This is a genomic window from Nonomuraea sp. PA05 (assembly GCF_008086045.1).
In the GTDB taxonomy this organism is placed as follows: domain Bacteria; phylum Actinomycetota; class Actinomycetes; order Streptosporangiales; family Streptosporangiaceae; genus Nonomuraea; species Nonomuraea monospora.
This window is the reverse complement of sequence record NZ_VSEY01000025.1, coordinates 138,173-159,154: the sequence shown is the minus strand read 5'-3', so window position 1 is coordinate 159,154 and position 20,982 is coordinate 138,173. Positions and strand designations below refer to the sequence as shown.

The window sequence follows — 20,982 nt, the reverse complement described above, 5'->3', positions numbered from 1 at the left end:
GTTAGCTCGTCAGGAGAAGCGGCGGCCCTCGTCGCGGCGGTAGGCCCAGGCGGCGGCGACCGCCATGCCTGCGGTCCAGACGGCCAGCATGACCAGCGACACCGCGTTCGGGCCGACGCCCGCGATCGCCCACCAGATCAGCTCGGCCGCGCCCCTCGTCGGCACGTACACGGACAGGGTCTGCACGAACTCCGGCATGACCGCGGGCGGCAGCAGCAGCCCGCCGAGGATCGCCATCGGGAAGAACAGCAGTTGCGACACCGCCATCGCGGCCTTCGCCACCAGCGTGAAGCCGACGAACAACCCCATCAGCATGAACGGCACGACGCCTGCGACCAGCGCGCCGATCCCCAGCAGCAGCCGGGCCGGGGTGATCGTCGCCTCCGTGAACAGCGCCCCCATCACCAGCACCGGGATCACCGAGATCAGCATGGTGGCCAGCGTCGCCAGGATCCGCCCGGCGAAGCGCGGCAGCGGGCCCGCCGGCAGGGTGCGCAGGTACGGGTTCCACGGCAGCTCGCGATCCTGCGAGACCGCGACGCCGAGCCCGGTCAGCGCGGACGACATGGCGCCGAAGAGCATCAGCGCGCCCGTCGCCGTGGTCGCCGCCGTCGCGTCCCGGCCCGCGAACGGCACCACGAACGCCAGCATCGCGACGGCCGGGAAGAACGCGCTGGCCACGATGCCGATCGGCACCCTGATCTGCTCGATCATCAGGTAACGGGTGTGCGCGAGCACCAGGCTAGGCATGTGCGGGCTCCTTCGAGGTCAGGGCGAGGAAGGCCTCTTCGAGGGTGGCCGGCCTGATCTCCAGGCCGGAGAACGGCACGCCGCTGCGCACCAGCTCCACGACGAGCCGGTCGGGGTCGCTGACGACCAGGTCGATCCGGCCGTCCACGCGTTCGGCGCCGAGCACGCCGGGCAGGTCGGGCAGGCTCTCGGCGACGAGGGAGAGGCGCCGGGTGCCCACCAGACCGCGTACCGCCCGCATGGTGTCGTCGGCCAGCACGCGGCCGTTCCCGATCACCACCACCCGCTCGGCCAGCGCCTCCACCTCTTCCAGGTAGTGGCTGGTCAGCAGGACGGTGCCACCGTCCTCGTGGAAGGCCTTGATGCCGTCCCACAGCGCCCGTCTGGCCTCGACGTCCAGGCCGGTCGTCGGCTCGTCGAGGAAGACCAGTTCCGGCCGGCCGGCGAAGGCCAGCGCCACCCCCAGCCGCCGCCGCTGCCCGCCGGACAGGCTGCCCACCTGCCGCCTGACCAGGTCGCCGAGGCCGAACCTGGCCAGCAGCTCGGCCGTACCGAGCCGCTCGGGGAAGTGCGCGCCGACGAAGTCGACGATCTCGCCGACGCGCAGCGAGTCGGGCAGGCCCGTCTCCTGCGGCGTCACGCCGATGCCGCGCCGCACGGCCGCGTCCAGCGGCGAGCCGCCGAGCAGCTCCACCGTGCCCGACGTCGGCCTGCGCAGCCCCACGAGCAGGTTGATGAGGGTGGACTTGCCTGCGCCGTTCGGGCCCAGCAGTCCGACCAGCTCGCCCGCCCTGATGTCGAGCGAGACGCGGTCGAGCGCGACCACGTCGCCGTAGCGGCGGGTGACCTCGCCGGCTCTGGCGAGGAGCTTTCCGGAGGAGTTCATGCCGGTCAGCCTCGCCCGCCGGGCCGGTCCGCCACATCGGGCGCGCGGTCGCTCCGCTCCCTACTCGCGTGGGGCCGGGGTCCTTCTTTAGTAGGTGACGGGTCCGCCGCACCGCCGTCTAACCTGGGCCGATGAGCCAGATTCGCTCCCCGCACCCCTACGCGGTGGCCGGTGTGCTGCTGGGGATGGGCGCGCTGACCGCCGTGGGGCTGTGGGGTCAGTCAGGCCGCTCCACCTGGTGGCTGGACGCGGCGATCGCGGTGGTGAGCGTGGCCGCCGCGCTCGCCACCTTGTGGTGGCCGGTCCACGGGGCGCTGGCCGCCACGCTGCTCGCCGTGCTCTCCCCGGTGGCCACGCCCGCGGCGACGGCGGGGGCGCTCCAGGTGGCCCAGCGCAAGAAGTTCCCCGTCGCGGCCGCTGTGGCCGGCGCCGGCATGGCGGCCCACCTGGCGCAGGGGCTGTGGCGGCCCAACTCGGGCATCTCACTGTCGTGGTGGCTGCTGCTGATCTGCGCCGCCTACGGCGCGCTGCTCGGCTGGGGCGCGCTGGCCCGCTCCCGCCGCGCCCTGCTCGTCTCCCTGCGCGAACGCGCCCACCGCGCCGAGGCCGAGCAGGGCAGGCGGGTCGCCGAGGCCCGCATGGCCGAGCGCCACCGGCTCGCCAGGGAGATGCACGACGTGCTGGCCCACCGCCTGTCCCTGGTGGCCACGCACGCCGGGGCGCTGGAGTACCGCCCCGACTCATCCCCCGACCAGCTCGCCAGGGCCGCCGGGGTGATCCGCACCGGTGTCCACCAGGCGCTGGAGGAGCTGCGCCAGGTGATCGGCCTGCTCCGCGAGCCGTCCGACGACGAAGGCGAGCTCGAACCCTGGCCCGGCCTGGCCGACCTGCCCGGCCTGCTCGCGGAGGCACGCGGGGCGGGCCAGCCCGTACGGCTCACCGAGGAGATCACCGACGCCGCCACCCTGCCGCCCTCCGTGTCCAGGACCGCCTACCGCGTCGTGCAGGAAGGGCTCACCAACGCCCGCAAGCACGCCTCCGGGCAGCCGGTCGAGGTGCTGCTGGCCGGCGCCCCCGGCACGCCCCTGCTGATCGACGTCCGCAACCCGCTGCCTCCGGCGGGCGCCGAGCCCGTCGCGGCCGGCAGCGGGCTCGGCCTGGTGGGGCTCACCGAGCGGGTCCGGCTGGCCGGCGGGCACCTCGACCACCACGACACCGGCGGGGAGTTCCGGCTCCAGGCTCGGTTACCATGGCCCGCGTGATCCGCGTGCTCCTGGTAGACGACGACGCGCTGGTCCGCGCCGGGCTGTCCATGATGATCGACGGCGCCGCCGGCATCACGGTCGTCGCCGAGGCGGCCGACGGCCAGGAGGCCATCACCGCCACCGACGCCCACGCCCCCGACGTCGTCCTGATGGACCTGCGGATGCCGCGCGTGGACGGCATCACCGCCACCCGACGGCTGCGGGCGCGCGCCAGGCCGCCCGAGGTGATCGTGCTGACCACCTTCGACACCGACGAGAACGTCCTGCACGCGCTGCGCGCGGGCGCCGCCGGGTTCCTGCTCAAGGACACGCCGCCGCCGCGCATCGTGGAGGCGATCACCCGGGTGGCGGCGGGCGACCCGATACTCTCCCCGCGCATCACCCGCCGGTTGATGGAGCGCACCGTCGCCCAGGCCGGCGCCTACGAGCGGGCCCGCGCCGCGCTGGCCGCCCTCACCCCGCGCGAGCACGAGGTGGCGCTGGCGATCGCCCAGGGCAGGACCAACGCCGACATCGCCGCCGATCTCGCCATGGGCGTCACCACCGTGAAGGCCCACGTCTCCAGCATCCTGACCAAGCTCTCCCTGGACAACCGCACCCAGATCGCGCTCCTCGCCCACGACGCCGGCCTCACCTGAGCGTGAGGACCCAGTGCCAGGCGCCTTCGCCGTTGCTGTCGCGGTCGGCGGCGAGCTGGGTCATCTTCGAGCCGTCCACGCTGACCAGCACCAGGCCGCTGTTGAACTCGTTCTCGCACTTGCCCGCGCACCCCAGGGCGATGACGTTCTCGTCGTCCGCCCAGGCGTGCAACTGGAGTACCCGCTGCCGACCGGCCACCCGGCCCGTCGCCACCTCGGTGATCTTCGTAGGCAGGCCGTCGTCGCCCAGGGCCAGCCGGCCGTTGGGTGAGATGGCCGACAGGCTCGACCCGTACCGGTGGTACCGCTGTCCGGCGGGGGCGTCGGCGGGCCTGCCGTCCAGGGTGTAGAAGGGCCGGTTCAGGCCGGTTGTGGGCCCCCAGAGGAGCGCGCCGTCCATGCTCCAGCCGAGGTCCTGGCGGCCGTTGGTGTTGGACGGCTTGCCCGCCTCGTCGCCGGGGCGGCTGTCGCCCAGCGGGGCCAGCTCGTGGTAGGCCGCCTCCCCCGTCCGGGTGTCGATGACGTAGTAGCCGGTGCGTGGGCTCGCGGTCATCACCGGCCCCATCTGGTCGCCCTCACCCTGCATGATGTTCGGGTAACTGGAGTAGGCGGTGGCGACGATCCTGGTTCCGTCCGGCGACCACGCGACGGAGCCCACGGAGTGCTCCAGGTCGTACCAGCGCAGCACCTGCCGGGTGTTCATGTCGAGCACGCCCACCCGCTTGCCGAGCAGGTCCCCCTCGACCACCGCCGCGACCTGCAGCCCGGGGGCGACGTCCAGCCACGCGTACGGGGTCTGCTCGTAGCTGTCGGTGCGCGGGTCGTACAGGGACCAGCTGTAGCGGACACGCGTCAGACCGCCCTCGATCGGCTCCCGCCTGGTCCGGTAGTACGCCGACACGGCCATCCGGCCCGCGGCGATGAGCTTGGCCGGCGGGCTGTGCTCGGTGTCGGTGCGCACGTCCGTCGGCGCGGGCGACGGCCGGGCGGGCAGCGTGACGCCGTCGGCCGGGCGGATCACGGGGTCGGGCTGGCGCTGCCCCGTGACGAACACGGCGACAGCCGCGATCATGGCCGCCACCAGCACCGCCGCGCCGTACGGCTTCCAGGCGCGCCTCCGCAGCGCCCGGTCGGCCAGGCCCGGAGGCACCCTGGCCTCGTCGGCCCAGTCCTCCATCGTGTCGCGCAGCAGGCGGGTCACGCCGTCACCTCCAGGTCTCGGGCCAGCTCGGGGGCGATCTCACGCAGCCGCGCCAGCGACCGGTGCGCGGTGCTCCGCACCGTGCCGACGGAGCAGCCCAGCACTCGGGCCACCTCCTGCTCCGGCAGGTCCTCGTAGTAACGCAGCACCAGCACCGCGCGCTGGCGGGCGGTCAGCCTGGCCAGCGCCGAGCGCAGCACCAGGCGCAGCTCGCTCTGGTGGTGCGCGTCGCGCGCCTCCCGCTCCGGCGGGCCGGCCTGCAAGACCTCGCCCCGCCGCGTGCTCGCCCGCCACCAGCTGATCTGCTGCCGGTACATGATCTGCTTGGCGTACGCCTCCGGCGCCGCCACCCGCCGCCATCTGGCCGACAGCTTCGCCAGCGCGGTCTGCACCAGGTCCTCGGCCGCGTGCTGGTCACCGCCGGTGAGCAGGTACCCGAGCCGCATGAGGGCAGGAGAACGGGCGTCGACGAACTCGCGGAACCGTTGCTCTTCCGCGGCGTCCACGGTCACCTCCAGGGGATCGACATCACCCTCTCAGACGCCCGCCGTGCCGCTCGCTATGCGTCCTGTCCCGGAACCGTCAGCAGCCCCAGCGTGTCCTGCTCGCCCCTGCGGGTGATCACCCCGTTGATCGCCTCGGTCAGCTCCCGCTTGTCGTAGGGGCCCTCGGGCAGCTCGTCGAGCACAGCGTGGTCGGTCATCGCTCCTCCTTCGCCAGCAGGTCGTCCACCTGCTCTGTCACCATCTCCACCGTGACGTCGCACACCCACGAGTCGTCGTGCGGGCAGCGCTCGGCGGCCGGGTCCACGCCGTCGGCGCCGCATCGCGGGCAGGACGTGGTCCAGGAGATCAGCGGCCGGTGCGCGGTCCTGCTGAGCGGCCCTGCCTGGATGAGGTTGCCGCACCAGTAGACGGCCACGGTGGGGGTGCCGACGGCCGCGGCGAGGTGGCGGGGGCCGGTGTCGTTGGCGATCACCAGGTCGCAGCGCTCGTACAGGGCGGCCAGCGCGCCCAGGCCGAGCGCGCCGACGACGGGGATCGCCGGCCGCCTCATGGCCTCGACCACGCCCATCACCAGGTCCTGCTCCGCCCGCGTGCCGGTCACGGCCACGGGACGGCCGGTCAGGTCGGCCACCTCGGCGAAACGCTCCACCGGCCAGCGCCGCCGCGGGTCGCGGGCGCCCGGGTGCACGGCCACCAGCCCCGGCGGCGGCTGCCCGAGCGCGCGTGCCAGCTCTGCCCGGTCGGCCGCGGTGACGGTCACCCGCGGCTCCAGCCCGCCGTCCATCGCGCCGACCAGCGCCGCGACCTGGAGGAACCGCAGGGTCTCGTGGTGGTAGTCGGTGTACGGCACCCAGCGGTCCAGCCGTTCGGCACCCGGCGCGCGCAGCCCGGCGGTCACCCGGGCGCCGAGCCGGCGCACGAACGGGTTGGAGAACCGGCCGCCGCCGTGGATCTGGACCGCCAGGTCGAACTCCCGCTCCCGCAACCGGGCGCACACCTCCTCGGGCACCGGATGCCCCGGATCCCAGGTGGAGACGCCCGAGATCGGCGGCAGCGCCACCACGTCGTCCACCGGGCCCGGCCGTCCGGTGAGGAACGCGGCGTGCCAGGGCGTGCCCAGCAGCGTCAGACGGGCGCCGGGGTAGGCGCGTTTGAGCGCGTCCAGCGCCGGGACGGCCACCAGGTAGTCGCCGACGGCGTTGGCCCGCAGCACCGCGATCCGCCGGACATCACCGACCAGCGCCGTCATGACGGCTCCCGCACGCAGGCGTGACAACCGGCCGGCGCGAGCGCGGCCGGTCGGTCCCTGGCAGGGACGAGCACGTCGAGGTCTGCGGGTCGGTGCATAGCGGCCCGGCTACCCGTCGCCCTACGCCCGTAACTTCCGCTTTGTATGGTTTGAGCTGGTCTTTTACAGGTACACGCTCTCCATGGGCACAGATGAGATCGTCAACGCCGTGGTCGTCGGCGACGTCATGCTCGACTCGTGGCTGCACGGCTCGGCCAAGCGGCTCGCGCAGGAGGCGCCCGTGCCCGTGATGAGCCTGGAGGCCACCGAGGACGCCCCCGGCGGCGCCGCCAACACCGCCGCCAACCTCGTGGCGCTCGGCGCCCGCGTCCGGCTCGTCGGCGTGGTCGGCGACGACGCCTGCGGCGAGAAGCTGGAACGCGCCCTGCACCTGCTCGGCGTCGGCGTCGACCTGGTGACGGTGCCGGGGCGGCGCACCGCGCACAAGCGGCGGCTGGTCACCAGCGGGCAGCTCACCGCCCGCTACGACGACGAGGACCTGTCCGTCATCCCCGAGGAGGCCGAGCGCGAGCTGCTCTGCCGGGTCGTCGAGGCGGTGGCGGGCGCCGACGTGGTGGTGGCGTGCGACTACGGCGGCGGGGTCTTCACCCCGGCCGTGCGGCAGGCGCTGGCGGGGCTGCCGCTGCTGGTGGTGGACGCGCACGCGGTGGCGCCGTGGCGCGAGTGCGGGCCGGCCGCGGTGCTGCCGAACTACACCGAGGTGGTGAGCCTGCTCGGGGGCGACGGCGGAGCGGTGGACCGGCCCGCCTACCTGATGGGCTGCTCCGACCGGCTGCTGGAGCTGACCGGCGCCGGGATCGTGGTCACCACCCTGGACGGCGAGGGCACGCTGCTGCACAAGAAGGGCGAGCCGCCGTACCGGACCTACGCCCAGCCCGCGCCGCACCACATGGCGACGGGCGCGGGCGACACGTACACGGCCGCGTTCGCGCTCTGGCTGGCGAGCGGGGCCTCGCCGGAGGAGTCGTCGCAGGCGGGCCAGGCGGCGGCGGGCGTGGTCGTGCGCCGCCAGGGCACCGCCGTCTGCACGCGGTACGACCTGCTGCGCGCGCTGCGCCGCCAGGAGGGCACGGTGCAGACCGCCGAGCGGCTGGCCCGGCTCCTCGACGAGCACCGGCGCAGGGGCGAGCGGGTGGTGTTCACCAACGGCTGCTTCGACGTGCTGCACCGGGGGCACGTGACGTACCTGGAGCAGGCGGGGCAGCTCGGCGACGTGCTGGTGGTGGCGGTCAACAGCGACGCCAGCGTGGCCCGGCTGAAGGGGCCGGGCCGGCCGGTCAACCCGTGCGAGGACAGGATGTCCGTGCTGGCCGCGCTCAACGACGTGGACTACGTGACCCCGTTCGACGAGGACACGCCGGAGCGGCTCATCAGGATGATGCGGCCCGAGCTGTACGTGAAGGGCGGCGACTACACCGCCGAGATGCTGCCGGAGGCGCCGCTGGTGCGCGCGCTCGGCGGCGAGGTGCGGGTGCTCGGCTACCTGCCCGACCGCTCGACGACCGCGATCATCGGCCGCCTGCGCTCGCTGCCGTAGCGAGGTTTGGCGTTCCCGCCGTTCGGTAGGCGGCATGCCATGACTCAGACCCTGCGGACCCCTCCCCGCCTGCTTGAAGGCGCGCCGGCTGAGCGGGAGCGCAAGCCGATCGTGCGTGCGGCCGCCAGGGGCGCGATCGCCTCCATGGCGATGTCGGGCCTGCGGCAGCTCACCACCGCGCTCGGCCTGGTGCCGTACACCCCGCCGGAATCCGTGATCGAGAAGACCGCGCCGGCGGCCTTCCACGCCATCCCCGCCGAGCGGCGGCCCGCCGTCGTGGAGATCGTGCACTGGCTGTACGGGGCGGGCGGCGGCGCGGTCTTCGGCCTCCTGCCGGAGCCGGTGCGGCGCCGGCGGTGGGCGGGGCCGGTCTACGGCGTGCTGGCCTGGGCCGCGTTCGAGGTCGCCATCGCGCCCGCGCTGGGCCTGCCGCGCAAGCACGGCGCGGGCGAGCGGGTGGCGCTGCTGACCGACCACGTGCTGTACGGCGTCGTGGTGGCCGCCTCGCCCTGGCCCCACAAGGACAGGCCGGAGGACGACGGCGCTCCCCCGCCGCCGTCCTGGGCCGAGGAGCGCCCTTAGGCGGCTCAGGATGTGAAGGGCAGCAGCGGGTTGGGGATCGGCACCCACCGCATGGCCGCGCCGTCCGCGTCCAGCCAGCGCAGCAGCAGGTTGGCCTTGGCCGGGATGTGCGTGGCGGCCAGCAGGTCGCGCAGCTCGGGCGGGTCCGCGTACTCCTTGGCCGCGTCGGCGAACACGGTCCTGGCCCGCGTCCACAGCTCGGCCTCCAGCCGGGCGTGCCGGGCCGCCAGCGCGCCGGCGATCTCGCACAGGTTGTTGGTGAGCAGGCAGTACACGAGCCGCTCCCAGGCGCGCACGCCGCCCAGCACGGGCGAGCTGAGGCCCGGGTGGCGCTCGGCGACGAGCTTGACGCCCTCGTGGTCGCGGAACAGCGCCTGACCCGGCATGCCGTGCTCGTCCACCGCGACGAGCACGTTCTGCAGGTGGCATTCGAGCACGATCCCGTGCCGCAGGTACGCGTGCAGCACCGGCGGCACCACGTGCTCCAGGTAGCGCTGCCACCACAGCAGTGCCCCGTCCTCGTCCAGGGTGTCGAGCGGGTTGCCGGGGAAGCCCTCGCTGATCCCGGCCGCCAGCAGCGGTGTCAGGCCGGGCGGGACGTGCCGGCCCAGCCCGTCGCGGACGATCACCGCCAACGCCTCGCCGCCGTCCCCGCCCCGGCGGGCACTGCGCCAGCCCCGGTCGCGCAGCACGGCCGGGCGCGGCAGGTGGGTGGGCAGGTCGTCGAACGCCACGTCCACCAGGGCCGCCACGAGGGAGAGGCGGCGCAGGTCGTGCAGCCACAGGCGGCGGACGTCGTTGGTGATCCGGACGTCCAGGCTGAACTTGCAGAACAGGTCGGGCTCCGGCAGGTACACCGTGCGGATGGACGCGGTGGCCACGGCGGTGGCGGCCGTGACGCCCACGGGCCGCAGGCCGGTCTCGCCCAGCAGCTCCAGTTGCCAGGGATGGGCGGGCAGCAGGGTCAGCCCGCCGTTCAGCAGGTCCAGCCCGCCCAGGAGGTCCAGCGCGCTCGGGTCGCCGTCCTGCACCAGGTCCTCGGCGGGCACGGCGAGCAGCGGCAGGGCGAAGCTCGCCCGCGCCTCGGGCGAGTAGCGCAGCCACGCCCCCGGCCCGCCGCCGCCGCGCGCCTTGGGCGCGGGGTGGTAGCGGTGACCCGCCAGGAGGGCCTGCTCGGAGCGCAGGTACGCGTCAGCGGGCGGCACGGTGGCGCGCCTGGCCGCCAGCAGGGCGGCGGTGACGTCCCGGCTGTCGAGGATCTCGGCGGGCAGCGCGGCGTTGGCGACGCCGGTGGCGGCGCGCAGCTCGTCGGCCGTCAGCTCGACCAGCTCCGTCAGCGTGAGCGGGCGCCAGCCGTCCGGGGTGCGCAGGGCCGGGGAGGTGGGGTACCGGGTACCGCCGACACGCAGCAGGCGTCCGGTCTCGGGCAGCAGGAGGGCACCGGGCTCGGCGGGCCTGGCCACCTCGCGGACGAGGCAGTTCAGCAGCGCCGTCACGGCAAGGGACTCGGCTTCGAGCCCCGGCCCTGTGGCGGGCAGGAGGCTGTCAGTAAATGCCATGGCGACCCTACTCCTACCCTTTGTCCCCATTGGTGCCCACAGAGTAGCTATCAGGATGGTTTCTGGGAAAGATGGGGGTTATGAGGCGTTTAGAGGGGGAGTTCGCCGCCGAACTGGCCCTCGTGCGGCCCGAGCTGTCCGCCCGCTACGCCGAGGCCCTTCCCGGCGCGCGGGCAGCCGTCATGGGGCGGTTGTGGCGCGGGCTGCTGTACGAACCGCTGCCCGGCCTGACGGTCACCGGGCCCTCCCGGGTGCTGCTGGCCGACGGGCGCGAGCTGACAGGGCCCGAGCGGCGGCCGTACGACCTCGGGGACGAGCCCGTGCTCCGGCTGGACGGCCACGCCCACACCCATCCGGCCGCGCTGCTGGCCGCCCTCGGCCTGCCCGGCGCGGACCGGCTGGTCGAGGACCTCGACAACAGCGTGGCCTCCATGGCGCTGTCCCGCGCGGGCGCCGCACCGCCGGTAGGCGCCGCCCTGGAGGATCACGAGCAGAGCGTGATCGACGGCCACCCCTACCATCCCGGATGCCGCAACCGGCCGGGCGTGTCCGTGGCGGAGCAGCTCGCCTACATGCCCGAACACCGTCCCACCGTCGCCCTCGACCTGCTGGCCCTGCCGCTGCGCGACTGCCTCGTCACGGGGCCGTGGCCGGCCTCGCTGGTGGACGGCGACCGGCTGCTGCTGCCCATCCACCCGTGGCAGACCACGCACGTCCTGCCCGCCCTCGGTCTGCGCCCGCACGCCACCGGGGCCGTCCGGGCAAGACCGCTGATGTCGGTGCGCACGCTCGCCCCGCTCGACGGCGGCCCCCACCTGAAGACGGCGTTCACCACCAGGATGACCTCCGGCGTCAGGGACATCTCGCCCGGCTCGGTACGCGACTGCGTCCCCCTTTCGAGCCTGCTCACCACGCTGGCCGCCCGGTGCGGCGGCGGCCTGCGCATCGCCCGCTACCTGGCGGGCGCCGCCGGCCCGGTGGACGGCGAGCACAGCGCCGACCTGTCCTGCATGCTCCGCGAGCCCACCCCCGAGCGGGGGCCGGTGCTGCCCGTCGCCGCCGTCACCGCCGCGATGGCGCCCGACCCGGCCGCCTGGCTGACCGCTTTCGCCCGGCTGGTCCTGCGGGACACGCTGGGGCTGCTGTCACTCGGCGTGGCGCTGGAGGCGCACGGGCAGAACCTGCTGGTCGCGCTGGGCCGGGACGGCCTGCCGTACCGGCTGATCTACCGCGACCTGGCCGACGTGCGGATCAGCCCCGGCCGGCTGGCGCGCAACGGGATCGAGCCGCCGCCGGTCAGCGCCAGGCTGCTCAGCGACGACCCGGCGGTCCTGCACGCCAAGCTGTTCGGCTCGCTGGCCGGCACCACGTTCGGCAGCCTGATCGCGCTCTTCGGGCAGGGCGACAGAGCCGTGGAGGGGCGGCTGTGGGCGATCGTGGCCGCCGCGGCCCGCGAGGCGTTCGGCGCGCTGCCGGACACACGGGACGTACGCGCCGATCGGGACGCCCTCCTCGGCGAGCGCATCGCGGTCAAGGCACACCTGGTGGCGCGGCTGGACGGCGCCCCGGCCGGTGACAGCTGGACCTCTCTGCCCAACTTCCTCAATGATCGGAAGCACACTTGATGGCGAATCGCCTGGCCCTTTGCTCGACGGGGCGAGACTATGGGTTCGAGCCGGAATCTGTCGTGCGCGACCGTCCCCGAAGGCGCGCCGATCCAGAGAGAGGGGGCTCGCCATGATGCAACTGTCAGTACGTCTCGTGCCCGTCGACGACACCACCCTGGTGATCGCGTTGACCGGAGAGCTCGACTCCACGACGAAGCCCGTGCTGGCCGCCTTCCTCGACCCCCTGCCGCAGACCTCTGTGAAGCATGTGCTCGTGGCGGCGGGCGACCTCTGGTTCTGCGACCTCAACGGGCTCGACCTGCTCGCCACCACGCATCGCGCGTTGCAGGAGAAGAGCGGTTACCTGGCCCTGGCCGAGGTGCAGCCGTCGCTGCGCCGCCTGATCGCGCTGATGACCGAGCAGTCGCTGACGGCCATCCCGGTGTTCGCCAGCATGCCCGAGGCTCTCGCGGCGGCCGGCGTCGAGGCGTACCAGGTGCCCACCCCGGCCACGGGGCGCCGTCACCTGCCGCGCCTGCGGGCCGTTCCCCGCGCCACGGCCACGCGCGCCCAGTCCGCCGAGCGCGGCCGATCCGCCAAGCGGGGCCAGTCCCCCTGGCGCGCCCGGTCCGCCGAGCAGAGCCAGGACCGGCCGCGCGTCAAGCCGGCGCCCGAGCCGAAGCCGGCCCGCCCGCGCACACCGCCCATCACGCTCGACGCGAGCCGGCTGCCGACGGTCATCTCCCAGGCGCGCTCACTCCGCGACCAGGCCCTCCACCAGCAGGAGGCGCTCCACGACCGGCTCACCGCCACGGCCCAGGCCCGCGAGCGGCTCCTCACGATCCGCCGGCGCTGCGACGACAGCCTGGTCGCCATGCGCAGCAGCCTCTCGGAGGCACGCTCGATCATGACGCTCACCGAGACAGGCTCGGTGCCACCCCACTTCTCATAGATCGCGCCCTCCTGCGGGCGCGAATCCGGGTACGGCAGGCATGAGGTCCCTCTCCCCGGATAGGGGGGAGGACATGGAAGTCGCAGGGCGAGACGTGGTCGTGGTCGCCGCATCGGCGGGCGGTGTCGAACCACTGCGGGCCCTGCTGAGCGAGCTGCCGCCGGACCTGCCGGCGGCGGTGCTGGTGGTGCTGCACGTGCCGCCACAGGGCAGCAGCGTGCTGGCCAGCATCCTCGACCGGGCGGGCCCGCTCAAGGCGGCCCCCGCCGAGGACAGGGAGGCCATGCGGCCAGGCCGCGTGTACGTCGCCCGCCCCGACTACCACCTGCTCCTGAACGAGGGACAGGTCCGCCTGTCGAGGGGCCCGCGGCACAACGGGCACCGACCGGCGGCCGATCCGCTGTTCATGAGCGCGGCACTGGACGCGGGAGCGCGGACGGCGGCCGTGGTGCTGAGCGGCACGCTGGACGACGGGGCGAAGGGATGCGAGGCGATCGACAGGCACGGGGGCGCGGTCGCCGTACAGGATCTGTCGGAGTGCGCCTTTCCCGGCATGCCGGGGGCCGCCATGACGGCGGTGCCGGCCGCGCGGGCGCTGCCCGTGCGTGAGCTCGCGGGCTGGATCCTCAAGCAGAGCCGTACCCCTGTGAGTACGGAGGTTCAGGTGCGCGACAACGAGATGGAGCGGGAGATCGAGCAGTTCCTGCGGGAATCGCCGGCGCTGGGGGATCCGGAAGGGGAGCTGATCGCCTTCAGCTGTCCGGAGTGCAGCGGGCCCATTTATGAGCAGAGGAGCACCACGACCTCACGGTACGTGTGCAGGGTGGGGCACGCGTGGTCGCGGGACAGCATGATGAGCGCCCAGTCGGACGCCGTGGAGCGGGCCCTGTGGGTGGCCATTCAGCGGCTGGAGGAGCGGCTGCGGGTGCTGGAGCGCATGCGCCGCTCCGCCGAGGAGCGGGGCCAGCACCTCTCACTGCGGTACTTCGCCGACGAGGAGGAACGCACGAGCGAGGCATTGAACACCATTCGCATGCTGCAATCCCGCATCGGTGGCAACGGTGACACGCTGCTGACAGATTGAGCAGCCCGAATCGGCGTAGGCTGCCCTTGTGACCACTGAGGAAGAGCGTGAGTTCGACGACCTCCTCCTTCTCCTCAAGGAGACGCGCGGTTTCGACTTCACGGGCTACAAACGCAACACCCTGATCCGGCGGATCGCCCGCCGGCTCGAGGCGCTGAAGCTGCATGACTACGGGGAGTACCGCGATCTGCTGGAGTTGGAGCCTGAGGAGTTCACCCGACTCTTCGACAGCCTGTTGATCAACGTCACGAGTTTCTTCAGAGACGCCGCCGCCTGGCAGCGCATGCGCGAGCTCGTGGTCCCCGCGCTGCTCGACCAGAAGTCCGCCGGCCAGCCCATCAGGATCTGGAGCGCCGGCTGCGCCACCGGTGAGGAGGCCTACACCATCGCCATGGTGCTGGCCGAGGAGCTCGGCATGGACGCGTTCCGCGACCGGGTCAAGATCTACGGCACCGACCTCGACGAGAAGGCGCTGCACCTGGCCCGCACGGGCGTCTACAACGACCGTTCGCTCGCCGACGTGCCGATCGACCTGCGCGAGACCTATTTCGAGCGGGTCGAGAACGGCTACACCTTCCGCCGCGACCTGCGCCGCCAGCTCATCTTCGGGCGCAACGACCTCACGCACGACGCACCGATCTCCCGCGTCGATCTGCTCCTCGCCCGCAACACGCTGATGTACTTCAACACGGAGATGCAGCTCAACATCATCCGGCGCTTCCACTTCGCGCTGTCCGACCCCGGCTTCCTGTTCTTGGGCAAGGCGGAGATGCTGCTCAACCACAGTGACAAGTTCGAGCCGGTCGATCTGCGCATGCGCCTGTTCAGGAAGATCAGGCCCGCCAACCACGGCAACCGGGCGCCCTGGTCGGTCACCGGCGCCGCCGCCGACCTGGCCTCGCGCCTGCCGACGCTGGCGTCCGTGGCGCTGGCCTCCGGCCCCGTGGCCCAGCTCGTCGTGGACGTCTCCGGCAACCTTGCGCTGGCCAACTCCAAGGCGGAGGCCTTGTTCAATCTCAACCCGCGTGACGTCGGCCGCCCCTTCCAGGACCTCGAGGTGTCCTACCGCCCCGTGGAGCTGCGTTCTGTCATCGAGCAGGCCCGCCACGACCTGCGCCCGGTGGAGTTGCAGGAGGTCGTCTGGCACCGCGTAGGGTCGCCGGAGGCCAGTGTCTTCGACGTCTCCGTCGTCCCTCTGCTCGCCTCAGGCAATCTGGTCGGTATGGGCATCCACTTCTACGATGTCACCCGCTACCGCAAGCTGCGGGACGAACTGGAGCAGGCCAACAGGCAGCTCGAACAGGCCTATGAGGAGCTCCAGTCGCTCAACGAGGAGCTGGAGACCACCAACGAGGAGCTCCAGTCGACCAACGAGGAGCTGGAGACCACCAACGAGGAGCTCCAGTCGACCAACGAGGAGCTGGAGACGATGAACGAGGAGCTCCAGTCCACCAACGACGAGCTCCAGCACATCAACGACGCCCTGACGGCCCGCACGATCGAGCTCGACGAGGTCAACCGGTTCGTCTCCTCGGTGGTGCGCAGCCTCGGCGACGCCGTGGTGGTCCTCGATGACGACCTGCGGGTGGTGGTCTGGAGCCCCGGCGCCGAGGAGCTGTGGGGGGTGCGCGCCGACGAGGCCGTGGGCGAGACGCTCGCCGGGCTCGACATCGGCCTGCCGCTCGAACTGCTCCTGCCGCGCCTGCGCACCGCGCTCTCCGACGGCTCCAACCCGCTGGAGGAGGTCGAGGGGCTGGTGCTCAACGCGGTGAACCGCCGCGGCAGGCCGGCGCCGCTGACCGTGCAGCTCTCACACCTGCGTTCCGAGGACGACACCGTGCACGGCCTGATCATGGTGATGAACGTCGTCAACTCGGACGGCTAGGCGGCTACCTGCAAGGCTTGTACGGCTGGTCCTTCAGCGAGTAGTCGGCCGACTTCTTGATCGAGTTGAAGTTCAGCTTGTTCGCCTTCGCGCAGAAGGACCCGGGGGCGGTCTCGTACTCGACCTGGAAGACCGGCTTGCCGGCCTTGACGAAGACGTTCAGCTCCGAGCACTCGTCGTACTGGAAGCACTCCTCGTTGACCGCGTAGTCGAAGCTGGAGACCAGCTCGGCGGCCTGGCTCAGGTCGTTCTTGAGCGCCACGGACAGGCCCTTGGCGTGCGCCATGGCGGCCAGGGCCTTGTTGTAGGTGAGCTGGGTGGCGGCGCTGACGGTCCAGCCGGTGACCGGCTTGCCCTCCTCGTGGGCGTTGACGACGTCGAACTCGACCCCGTCGAACCCGGCCCGCGCGCACTTGTCGACGCGGGCCGCCATCATCTTCAGCAGGAAGTCCCGCTGGCCCTTGTCGTTGTTGATGTTGGCCCAGCGCTCGTTCGGGAACTCCGCGCTGAACGGCTTGCCGAGCAGGGAGTTGCCGTTCGCCTTGTGCCAGTCGGCGAACTGCTTGTAGTCGGGCCGGTAGTCCTCGATCGAGCCCGCGTCGATGTAGCAGATCGCCTTGGCGCCGCGGGCGTGGATGGCCTTGACGGCGGCGGTGTTGACCGTGGTGTTGTCGCCCGCGACGTCGCCGTCCACGTAGAGGTCGATGTCGAAGACCGTGGGCTTGACGCAGGCGCCGCCGGTCTGCGGGACCGTGCAGATGTCGACGTTGATGCCGCCGGTGGAGGCGTACTTGGGGTTGCCTTCGAGCTGGTACTGCCAGCGGCTCTGGAGCGGCGGACGCCACAGCGCGGCACTGGCCGTGCCGGTCGTCTCGGCGGTCGTGCTCGCCGTCGTGGCCGCGTTCGCGACCGCCTGGTACGGCCCCAGCATCGTCACGGCCAGCACCGTCACCGTGAACAAAGACACACGGGTATTACCCACACCATCCCCTAATTCAGCAAATTTCGTGCGATCGGGTGATCTTCGAAATGGATCTTGTCAGCCTCGCCGCGTCCCTGTCCCCCACTTGTGCGGATCCCCGCCAAGTGAGATAAGCCAAGCAACTCCCCAGACAGGAGATGCCGATGCGACGCAAACCCCATCGCCCCTTCCTGGCGACACTCCTGGCGCTGTCCCTGCTGATCTGGGCCCACCCGGCCCACGCCGCGGACCAGGTCATCGTCCTGCCCGGCGCCACCTCCGCAGAAGGCATCGCCGCCGGAGCCGGCAGCACCTTCTACGCGGGCGACCTGTTCAACGGCGACATCTTCCGCGGCGACGCCAGGCGCGGTACCGCCGAGCGCTTCATCGACGTGCCGGACGGCCGCATGGCGGTGGGCATGGTCGCCGACCTCCGGCACGGCCTGCTGTTCGTCGCGGGCGGCTTCACCGGCCAGGCCTACGTCTACGACCTGAGATCCGGGGCGGAGGTGGCCACGTACCAGCTCACCGACCCGGATACGGGAATCGTCAACGACACGGCCCTGACCCGCGACGGCGCCTGGTTCACCGACTCGCTGCAGGCCAAGCTCTACTTCGTGCCGATCGGCCGCAAGGGCGCGCTCGGCCCCGCCCGCACCCTGAACCTCACGGGACCGGCCGCCGACACCAGCGGCGAGTTCAACCTCAACGGCATCCAGGCCGCCGACCGCACCCTGATCGTCGCCCACACGACCCTCGGCAAGGTCTACACCGTCGATCCCGGCACGGGCGCCAGCAAGGTCATCGAGGGCGTGGACGTGCCCGACGCCGACGGCCTCGTGCTGTCCGGCAACCGCCTGTGGGCGGTCAACTCGCTCAGCCAGGTCTCCCGCTTCCGGCTCGACCCGCGCCTGACCAGCGGCGTCCTGGAGAAGACGATCACCAGCCCGCTGTTCGACTTCCCCACCACGGCCGCGCTCATCGACCGCCACCGGCTGGCCGTGGTCAACGCCCATCTCGGCACGATCCCGCCGACCTCCCCGACGTACGAGGTGATCGTCGTCGAACCCTAGGAAGCTGCCAGTTCGGAGACGGGGACGCGGCGGAAGGCGATGCTCTCGTACGGGCCGAAGTTCCCCGTCTCGAACAGCAGGCCCACCGTCTCGTCGTCGAGCCGCACCAGATCGGAGTACGCGGCGGGCAGCCCCGACACCGTGTGCGCCGGCCGCCAGGTGACGCCGTGGTCGTGGCTGGCCCGCACCGTCATCAGCGCCCGCGCGTCCGGCGCCGCCGGGCCCGAGAACAGCAGCACCTCCGGCGACTCCGACCACAACACGCTGCCCTCCACCACCGGCCCCACCAGCCCGGCCTGGGGCCGGAAGGGCAGCTCCAGCGTCTGGCCGCCGTCCGCCGAGTAGGCGTCGGCCCTGGTGCCGGGCGCGGTGGACTCCGTGCGGGTGTTGACGTAGATCCGCCCGCCGGGCAGCTCGGTGGCGGTGGTCTCGTTCACGTTGACGTACCCGTCGGGGTTGTCGTCCACGTACCCGATCCGCCAGGTCTGCCCGCCGTCGTCGCTCAGCAGCGAGTGGCCGCCGTTGTACTTGCCCTCGGTGCCGTTGTCCTGTCCGCCGGGCGGCAGCGAATGGTTGGCGGGCACCACGATGCGCCCGGCGTGCTCGCCCTGCCGCAGCACGATCGCGTGGCCGGGGGTGGTCGCGTACCAGCGCCACTCGGGCTTCTTCGCGCTCTGGGTGATCTCCCTGGCCGCCTGCCAGGTGGCGCCGTCGTCCTCGCTGACCTGCACGAACACCCGCCTGCCGTCAGCCGCCGCCACCTGGCCGCGCCTGATCTTGTCCTCGGTGGCGGACGGGCCCTGGCGGACGAAGACCAGCACGATCCGGCCGTCGTCCAGCACCACCGGCGCCGGGTTCCCCGCCGTCCCCCTGCGCGGCTCCGTCGCCACCACCTGGAGCGCGCCCCACGTCCGGCCGCCGTCGGACGAACGCTTGAGCACCAGGTCGATGTGCCCGGAGTCGGCCGCCGAGCCCCGCCTGCCCTCGGCGAACGCCAGCACCGTGCCGGTCCGCGTCACCACGACCGCCGGGATCCGGTAGGTGTGGTAGCCGTCGGTGGACCGCCGGAAGGGGAACGAGGTGGGGTAGTCATCCGCCATGCGGGCACGCTACGACGCGCGGGTTAACGGACTTCGACGCGCGCCGTACGCGAGGGCGAAGAGGCAGGCGATGCGGAGGCGGCCGGCGCACCGGCGGGACCGTGTTCGCGCACCGCCGACCACGCGTGAAAGCATTTCCCTGATAGCCGAACGAGTCTTGTGGAGGCAGGGGTGGCTGACGAGTTCGATGTCATCGTGATCGGGGCGGGGCCCGCCGGTGAGAACGTCGTGGACCGGGCCGTGCGGGGCGGCCTGACGGCGGCGATCGTGGAGGAGCGGCTGGCCGGCGGCGAGTGCTCCTACTGGGCGTGCGTGCCCAGCAAGGCGCTGCTGCGGCCGATCGACCTGGCGGCCGAGGTGGCGCGGGTGCCCGGCCTCTCGCTGGGCCCGATCGACGTGGCGAAGGTGCTGGCCAGGCGGGATGAGGCGGTGTCGGGCTACGACGACGCCGGCCAGGCGCGGTGGATCGAGAGCGTGCCCGCCGAGCTGGTACGCGGCCGGGGCCGGCTCGACGGCCCCAGGCGGGTGCGCGTCACGACCGGCACCGGCGAGGAGCGTGTCCTGACCGCCCGCCAGGCGGTCGTGCTGGCGACGGGCAGCACCGCCGCGATCCCGCGCACGCCCGGCCTGGCCGAGGCGTCGCCCTGGACGAGCCACGAGGTGACGGCGGCGACCGCGATCCCCGAGCGGCTGGTCGTGATCGGCGGCGGGGTGGTGGCCTGTGAGATGGCGCAGGCCATGCACGGGCTGGGCGCCCGGCAGACCACGGTGCTGGTGCGCGGCGGCGGGCTGCTGAACCGCATGGAGCCGTTCGCGGGCGAGCTGCTCGCCGAGTCGTTCGCCGAGGCGGGCATCGACGTGCGCACCCACACCGACGTGTCCAGGGTGGAGCGTCCCGAGCCCGGCGGGAAGGTCACCGTGCACCTGTCGGAGGGGCCGCCGCTGGAGGCCGACGAGCTGCTGGTGGCGACGGGCCGTCACCCGGCGACCCGTAATCTCGGCCTCGCCTCGGTGGGCCTGCCCGAGGACAAGCCGGTCGAGGTGGACGACAGCCTGCGGGCCACCGGCGTCGAGGGCGGCTGGCTGTACGCGGTGGGCGACGTCAACGGCCGGGTGCTGCTGACGCACATGGGCAAGTACCAGGCCAGGATCTGCGGCGACGTGATCGCCGCGCGGGCGCGGGGCGACGAGCTGCCCGCGATGCGGGATGTGGCCGGCGGCTACGGCGCGCCTCAGGTGGTCTTCACCGACCCGCAGATCTGCGCGGTCGGCCGGACCGAGGAGGCGGCCCGCGCGGACGGGTTCCGTGTACGGGTCGTGGACTACGACATGGGGTCGGTCACCGGGGCGTACCTGCTGGGTGACGGCTATCGGGGCAAGGCCAGGGCCGTCGTGGACGAGGACAGGAAGGTGCTGCTCGGCGTCACGTTCGCGGGGCCGGGGGCGGCGGAGCTGCTGCACGCGGCCACGATCGCGGTGACCGCCGAGGTGCCGCTCGACCGGCTCTGGCACGCGGTGCCGTCGTTCCCGACGGTGAGCGAGGTGTGGCTCCGGCTGCTGGAGGCCTACGGCCTGTAGCGAGCGGGTTCAAGCCGGTGGCGAGCGGGTTCAAGGCCGGTGGCGTGGCTCAAGGCCGGTGGCGGGGCGGGGAGATCATCGACGACGGCGGGATCGCGGCGTGCTCGGACACGCCGCGCTCCCCCGACTGCAGCATCAGCTCCGCCACCGTCTCCTCCACGCTCTCGCGCAGCTCGACGTGCGACAGCAGGTCCGTCAGCCGCAGCACCGACAGCAGGTGGTCGGACGGACGGACCACGAAGATCCGCCCGCTGTCCTCCTCGGCCATCCGCTGCATGGCCATCGCCAGCACCCCGATGACCGAAGAGTCGTAGAAGTCGAGGTCGGCCAGGTCGAACACGAGGGTGGGGCCGGGCGACCAGTCCCAGACGGCGTTGATGCGGGCGCTGAACCTGGCCCGTCCCGCGTGGTCGAGCACGCCGCTGGCGCGCATGACCGTGCAATGGAGATGCCGGGTCGTCTCAATTCGCAAACCGCTCATGCCCACACGAATCCACTGCCCGCTCAGC

General features: G+C 72.6%; 20 protein-coding genes. 10 read left to right on the top strand and 10 right to left on the bottom strand.

Features of this window, described 5'->3' with window-relative positions:
- Window positions 1–9: 9 nt before the first annotated feature.
- Together FXF51_RS35125 and FXF51_RS35120 are read right to left on the bottom strand one after the other, a co-directional pair.
- Window positions 10–750, bottom strand: a complete 741-nt coding sequence (locus tag FXF51_RS35125) for an ABC transporter permease (RefSeq protein WP_148439006.1) — start codon at window positions 748–750, stop codon at window positions 10–12.
- Window positions 743–1,636 carry an ABC transporter ATP-binding protein gene (locus FXF51_RS35120; protein WP_148439005.1) on the bottom strand — a complete coding sequence of 298 codons (894 nt, stop codon included), beginning with the start codon at window positions 1,634–1,636 and terminating at the stop codon, window positions 743–745. The genes FXF51_RS35125 and FXF51_RS35120 overlap by 8 nt, the downstream gene beginning before the upstream one ends.
- Window positions 1,637–1,767: 131 nt before the next feature.
- Between FXF51_RS35120 and FXF51_RS35115 the strand changes: the two genes are divergently transcribed.
- Both FXF51_RS35115 and FXF51_RS35110 read left to right on the top strand, forming a co-directional pair.
- On the top strand, window positions 1,768–2,898 hold the full coding sequence (locus FXF51_RS35115; RefSeq protein WP_148439004.1) for a sensor histidine kinase: 1,131 nt from the start codon (window positions 1,768–1,770) through the stop codon (window positions 2,896–2,898).
- Complete coding sequence (locus FXF51_RS35110; protein ID WP_148439003.1) at window positions 2,886–3,539, top strand: response regulator; 654 nt, start codon at window positions 2,886–2,888, stop codon at window positions 3,537–3,539. Before FXF51_RS35115 ends, FXF51_RS35110 begins: the two co-directional genes overlap by 13 nt.
- Here the strand turns inward: FXF51_RS35110 and FXF51_RS35105 are convergent.
- The 4 genes from FXF51_RS35105 to FXF51_RS35095 are packed head-to-tail and all read right to left on the bottom strand — an operon-like array spanning window position 3,532 to window position 6,495.
- Window positions 3,532–4,740 (bottom strand): hypothetical protein, encoded by a 1,209-nt coding sequence (locus tag FXF51_RS35105; RefSeq protein ID WP_148439002.1) that lies wholly within the window; start codon window positions 4,738–4,740, stop codon window positions 3,532–3,534. The two genes, FXF51_RS35110 and FXF51_RS35105, sit on opposite strands and share 8 nt — an antisense overlap.
- On the bottom strand, window positions 4,737–5,246 hold the full coding sequence (locus tag FXF51_RS35100) for a SigE family RNA polymerase sigma factor (protein ID WP_148439001.1): 510 nt from the start codon (window positions 5,244–5,246) through the stop codon (window positions 4,737–4,739). The genes FXF51_RS35105 and FXF51_RS35100 overlap by 4 nt, the downstream gene beginning before the upstream one ends.
- Window positions 5,247–5,299: 53 nt before the next feature.
- A complete protein-coding gene (locus FXF51_RS61130) occupies window positions 5,300–5,443 on the bottom strand; it encodes a hypothetical protein (RefSeq protein ID WP_187414735.1) in 144 nt (47 codons plus the stop codon).
- Window positions 5,440–6,495 (bottom strand): glycosyltransferase family 9 protein, encoded by a 1,056-nt coding sequence (locus tag FXF51_RS35095; RefSeq protein ID WP_148439000.1) that lies wholly within the window; start codon window positions 6,493–6,495, stop codon window positions 5,440–5,442. The genes FXF51_RS61130 and FXF51_RS35095 overlap by 4 nt, the downstream gene beginning before the upstream one ends.
- Window positions 6,496–6,676: 181 nt before the next feature.
- On the opposite strand from FXF51_RS35095, the gene rfaE2 reads away from it, so the two are divergent.
- Together rfaE2 and FXF51_RS35085 are read left to right on the top strand one after the other, a co-directional pair.
- Window positions 6,677–8,092 (top strand): D-glycero-beta-D-manno-heptose 1-phosphate adenylyltransferase, encoded by a 1,416-nt coding sequence (gene rfaE2 / locus FXF51_RS35090; protein ID WP_148438999.1) that lies wholly within the window; start codon window positions 6,677–6,679, stop codon window positions 8,090–8,092.
- Between the two features lie 39 nt (window positions 8,093–8,131).
- The gene (locus tag FXF51_RS35085; protein WP_187414734.1) at window positions 8,132–8,674 is read left to right on the top strand and encodes a hypothetical protein; all 543 of its coding nucleotides are present in this window, start codon (window positions 8,132–8,134) and stop codon (window positions 8,672–8,674) included.
- Window positions 8,675–8,679: 5 nt separating this feature from the next.
- Here the strand turns inward: FXF51_RS35085 and FXF51_RS35080 are convergent, their stop codons facing one another.
- Window positions 8,680–10,233 (bottom strand): IucA/IucC family C-terminal-domain containing protein, encoded by a 1,554-nt coding sequence (locus FXF51_RS35080; RefSeq protein ID WP_187414733.1) that lies wholly within the window; start codon window positions 10,231–10,233, stop codon window positions 8,680–8,682.
- An 80-nt stretch (window positions 10,234–10,313) separates the two neighbouring features.
- On the opposite strand from FXF51_RS35080, the gene FXF51_RS35075 reads away from it, so the two are divergent.
- The 4 genes from FXF51_RS35075 (at window position 10,314) to FXF51_RS35060 (ending at window position 15,761) form a co-directional block, all read left to right on the top strand.
- On the top strand, window positions 10,314–11,858 hold the full coding sequence (locus FXF51_RS35075) for an IucA/IucC family protein (RefSeq protein ID WP_148438998.1): 1,545 nt from the start codon (window positions 10,314–10,316) through the stop codon (window positions 11,856–11,858).
- Between the two features lie 112 nt (window positions 11,859–11,970).
- Entirely contained in the window at window positions 11,971–12,792 is an 822-nt protein-coding gene (locus tag FXF51_RS35070; protein ID WP_187414732.1) for an STAS domain-containing protein, read from the top strand.
- A 73-nt stretch (window positions 12,793–12,865) separates the two neighbouring features.
- Entirely contained in the window at window positions 12,866–13,876 is a 1,011-nt protein-coding gene (locus FXF51_RS35065) for a chemotaxis protein CheB (protein WP_187414731.1), read from the top strand.
- Between the two features lie 28 nt (window positions 13,877–13,904).
- Window positions 13,905–15,761: a CheR family methyltransferase gene (locus tag FXF51_RS35060; RefSeq protein WP_148438995.1), complete on the top strand. Its 1,857-nt coding sequence runs from the start codon at window positions 13,905–13,907 to the stop codon at window positions 15,759–15,761.
- A 4-nt stretch (window positions 15,762–15,765) separates the two neighbouring features.
- On the opposite strand, the gene FXF51_RS35055 is transcribed toward FXF51_RS35060, so the two are convergent.
- Window positions 15,766–16,728: an endo alpha-1,4 polygalactosaminidase gene (locus FXF51_RS35055; RefSeq protein ID WP_148438994.1), complete on the bottom strand. Its 963-nt coding sequence runs from the start codon at window positions 16,726–16,728 to the stop codon at window positions 15,766–15,768.
- Window positions 16,729–16,886: 158 nt separating this feature from the next.
- On the opposite strand from FXF51_RS35055, the gene FXF51_RS35050 reads away from it, so the two are divergent.
- Window positions 16,887–17,795, top strand: coding sequence for a hypothetical protein (locus FXF51_RS35050; RefSeq protein WP_148438993.1), 909 nt, complete (start codon window positions 16,887–16,889; stop codon window positions 17,793–17,795).
- Here the strand turns inward: FXF51_RS35050 and FXF51_RS35045 are convergent.
- Window positions 17,792–18,895 (bottom strand): sialidase family protein, encoded by a 1,104-nt coding sequence (locus tag FXF51_RS35045; protein WP_148438992.1) that lies wholly within the window; start codon window positions 18,893–18,895, stop codon window positions 17,792–17,794. The two genes, FXF51_RS35050 and FXF51_RS35045, sit on opposite strands and share 4 nt — an antisense overlap.
- Before the next feature lie 171 nt (window positions 18,896–19,066).
- On the opposite strand from FXF51_RS35045, the gene FXF51_RS35040 reads away from it, so the two are divergent.
- Window positions 19,067–20,473 carry a dihydrolipoyl dehydrogenase family protein gene (locus FXF51_RS35040; RefSeq protein WP_148438991.1) on the top strand — a complete coding sequence of 469 codons (1,407 nt, stop codon included), beginning with the start codon at window positions 19,067–19,069 and terminating at the stop codon, window positions 20,471–20,473.
- A gap of 49 nt (window positions 20,474–20,522) precedes the next feature.
- On the opposite strand, the gene FXF51_RS35035 is transcribed toward FXF51_RS35040, so the two are convergent.
- The gene (locus FXF51_RS35035) at window positions 20,523–20,954 is read right to left on the bottom strand and encodes an STAS domain-containing protein (RefSeq protein WP_148438990.1); all 432 of its coding nucleotides are present in this window, start codon (window positions 20,952–20,954) and stop codon (window positions 20,523–20,525) included.
- Window positions 20,955–20,982 lie beyond the last annotated feature (28 nt).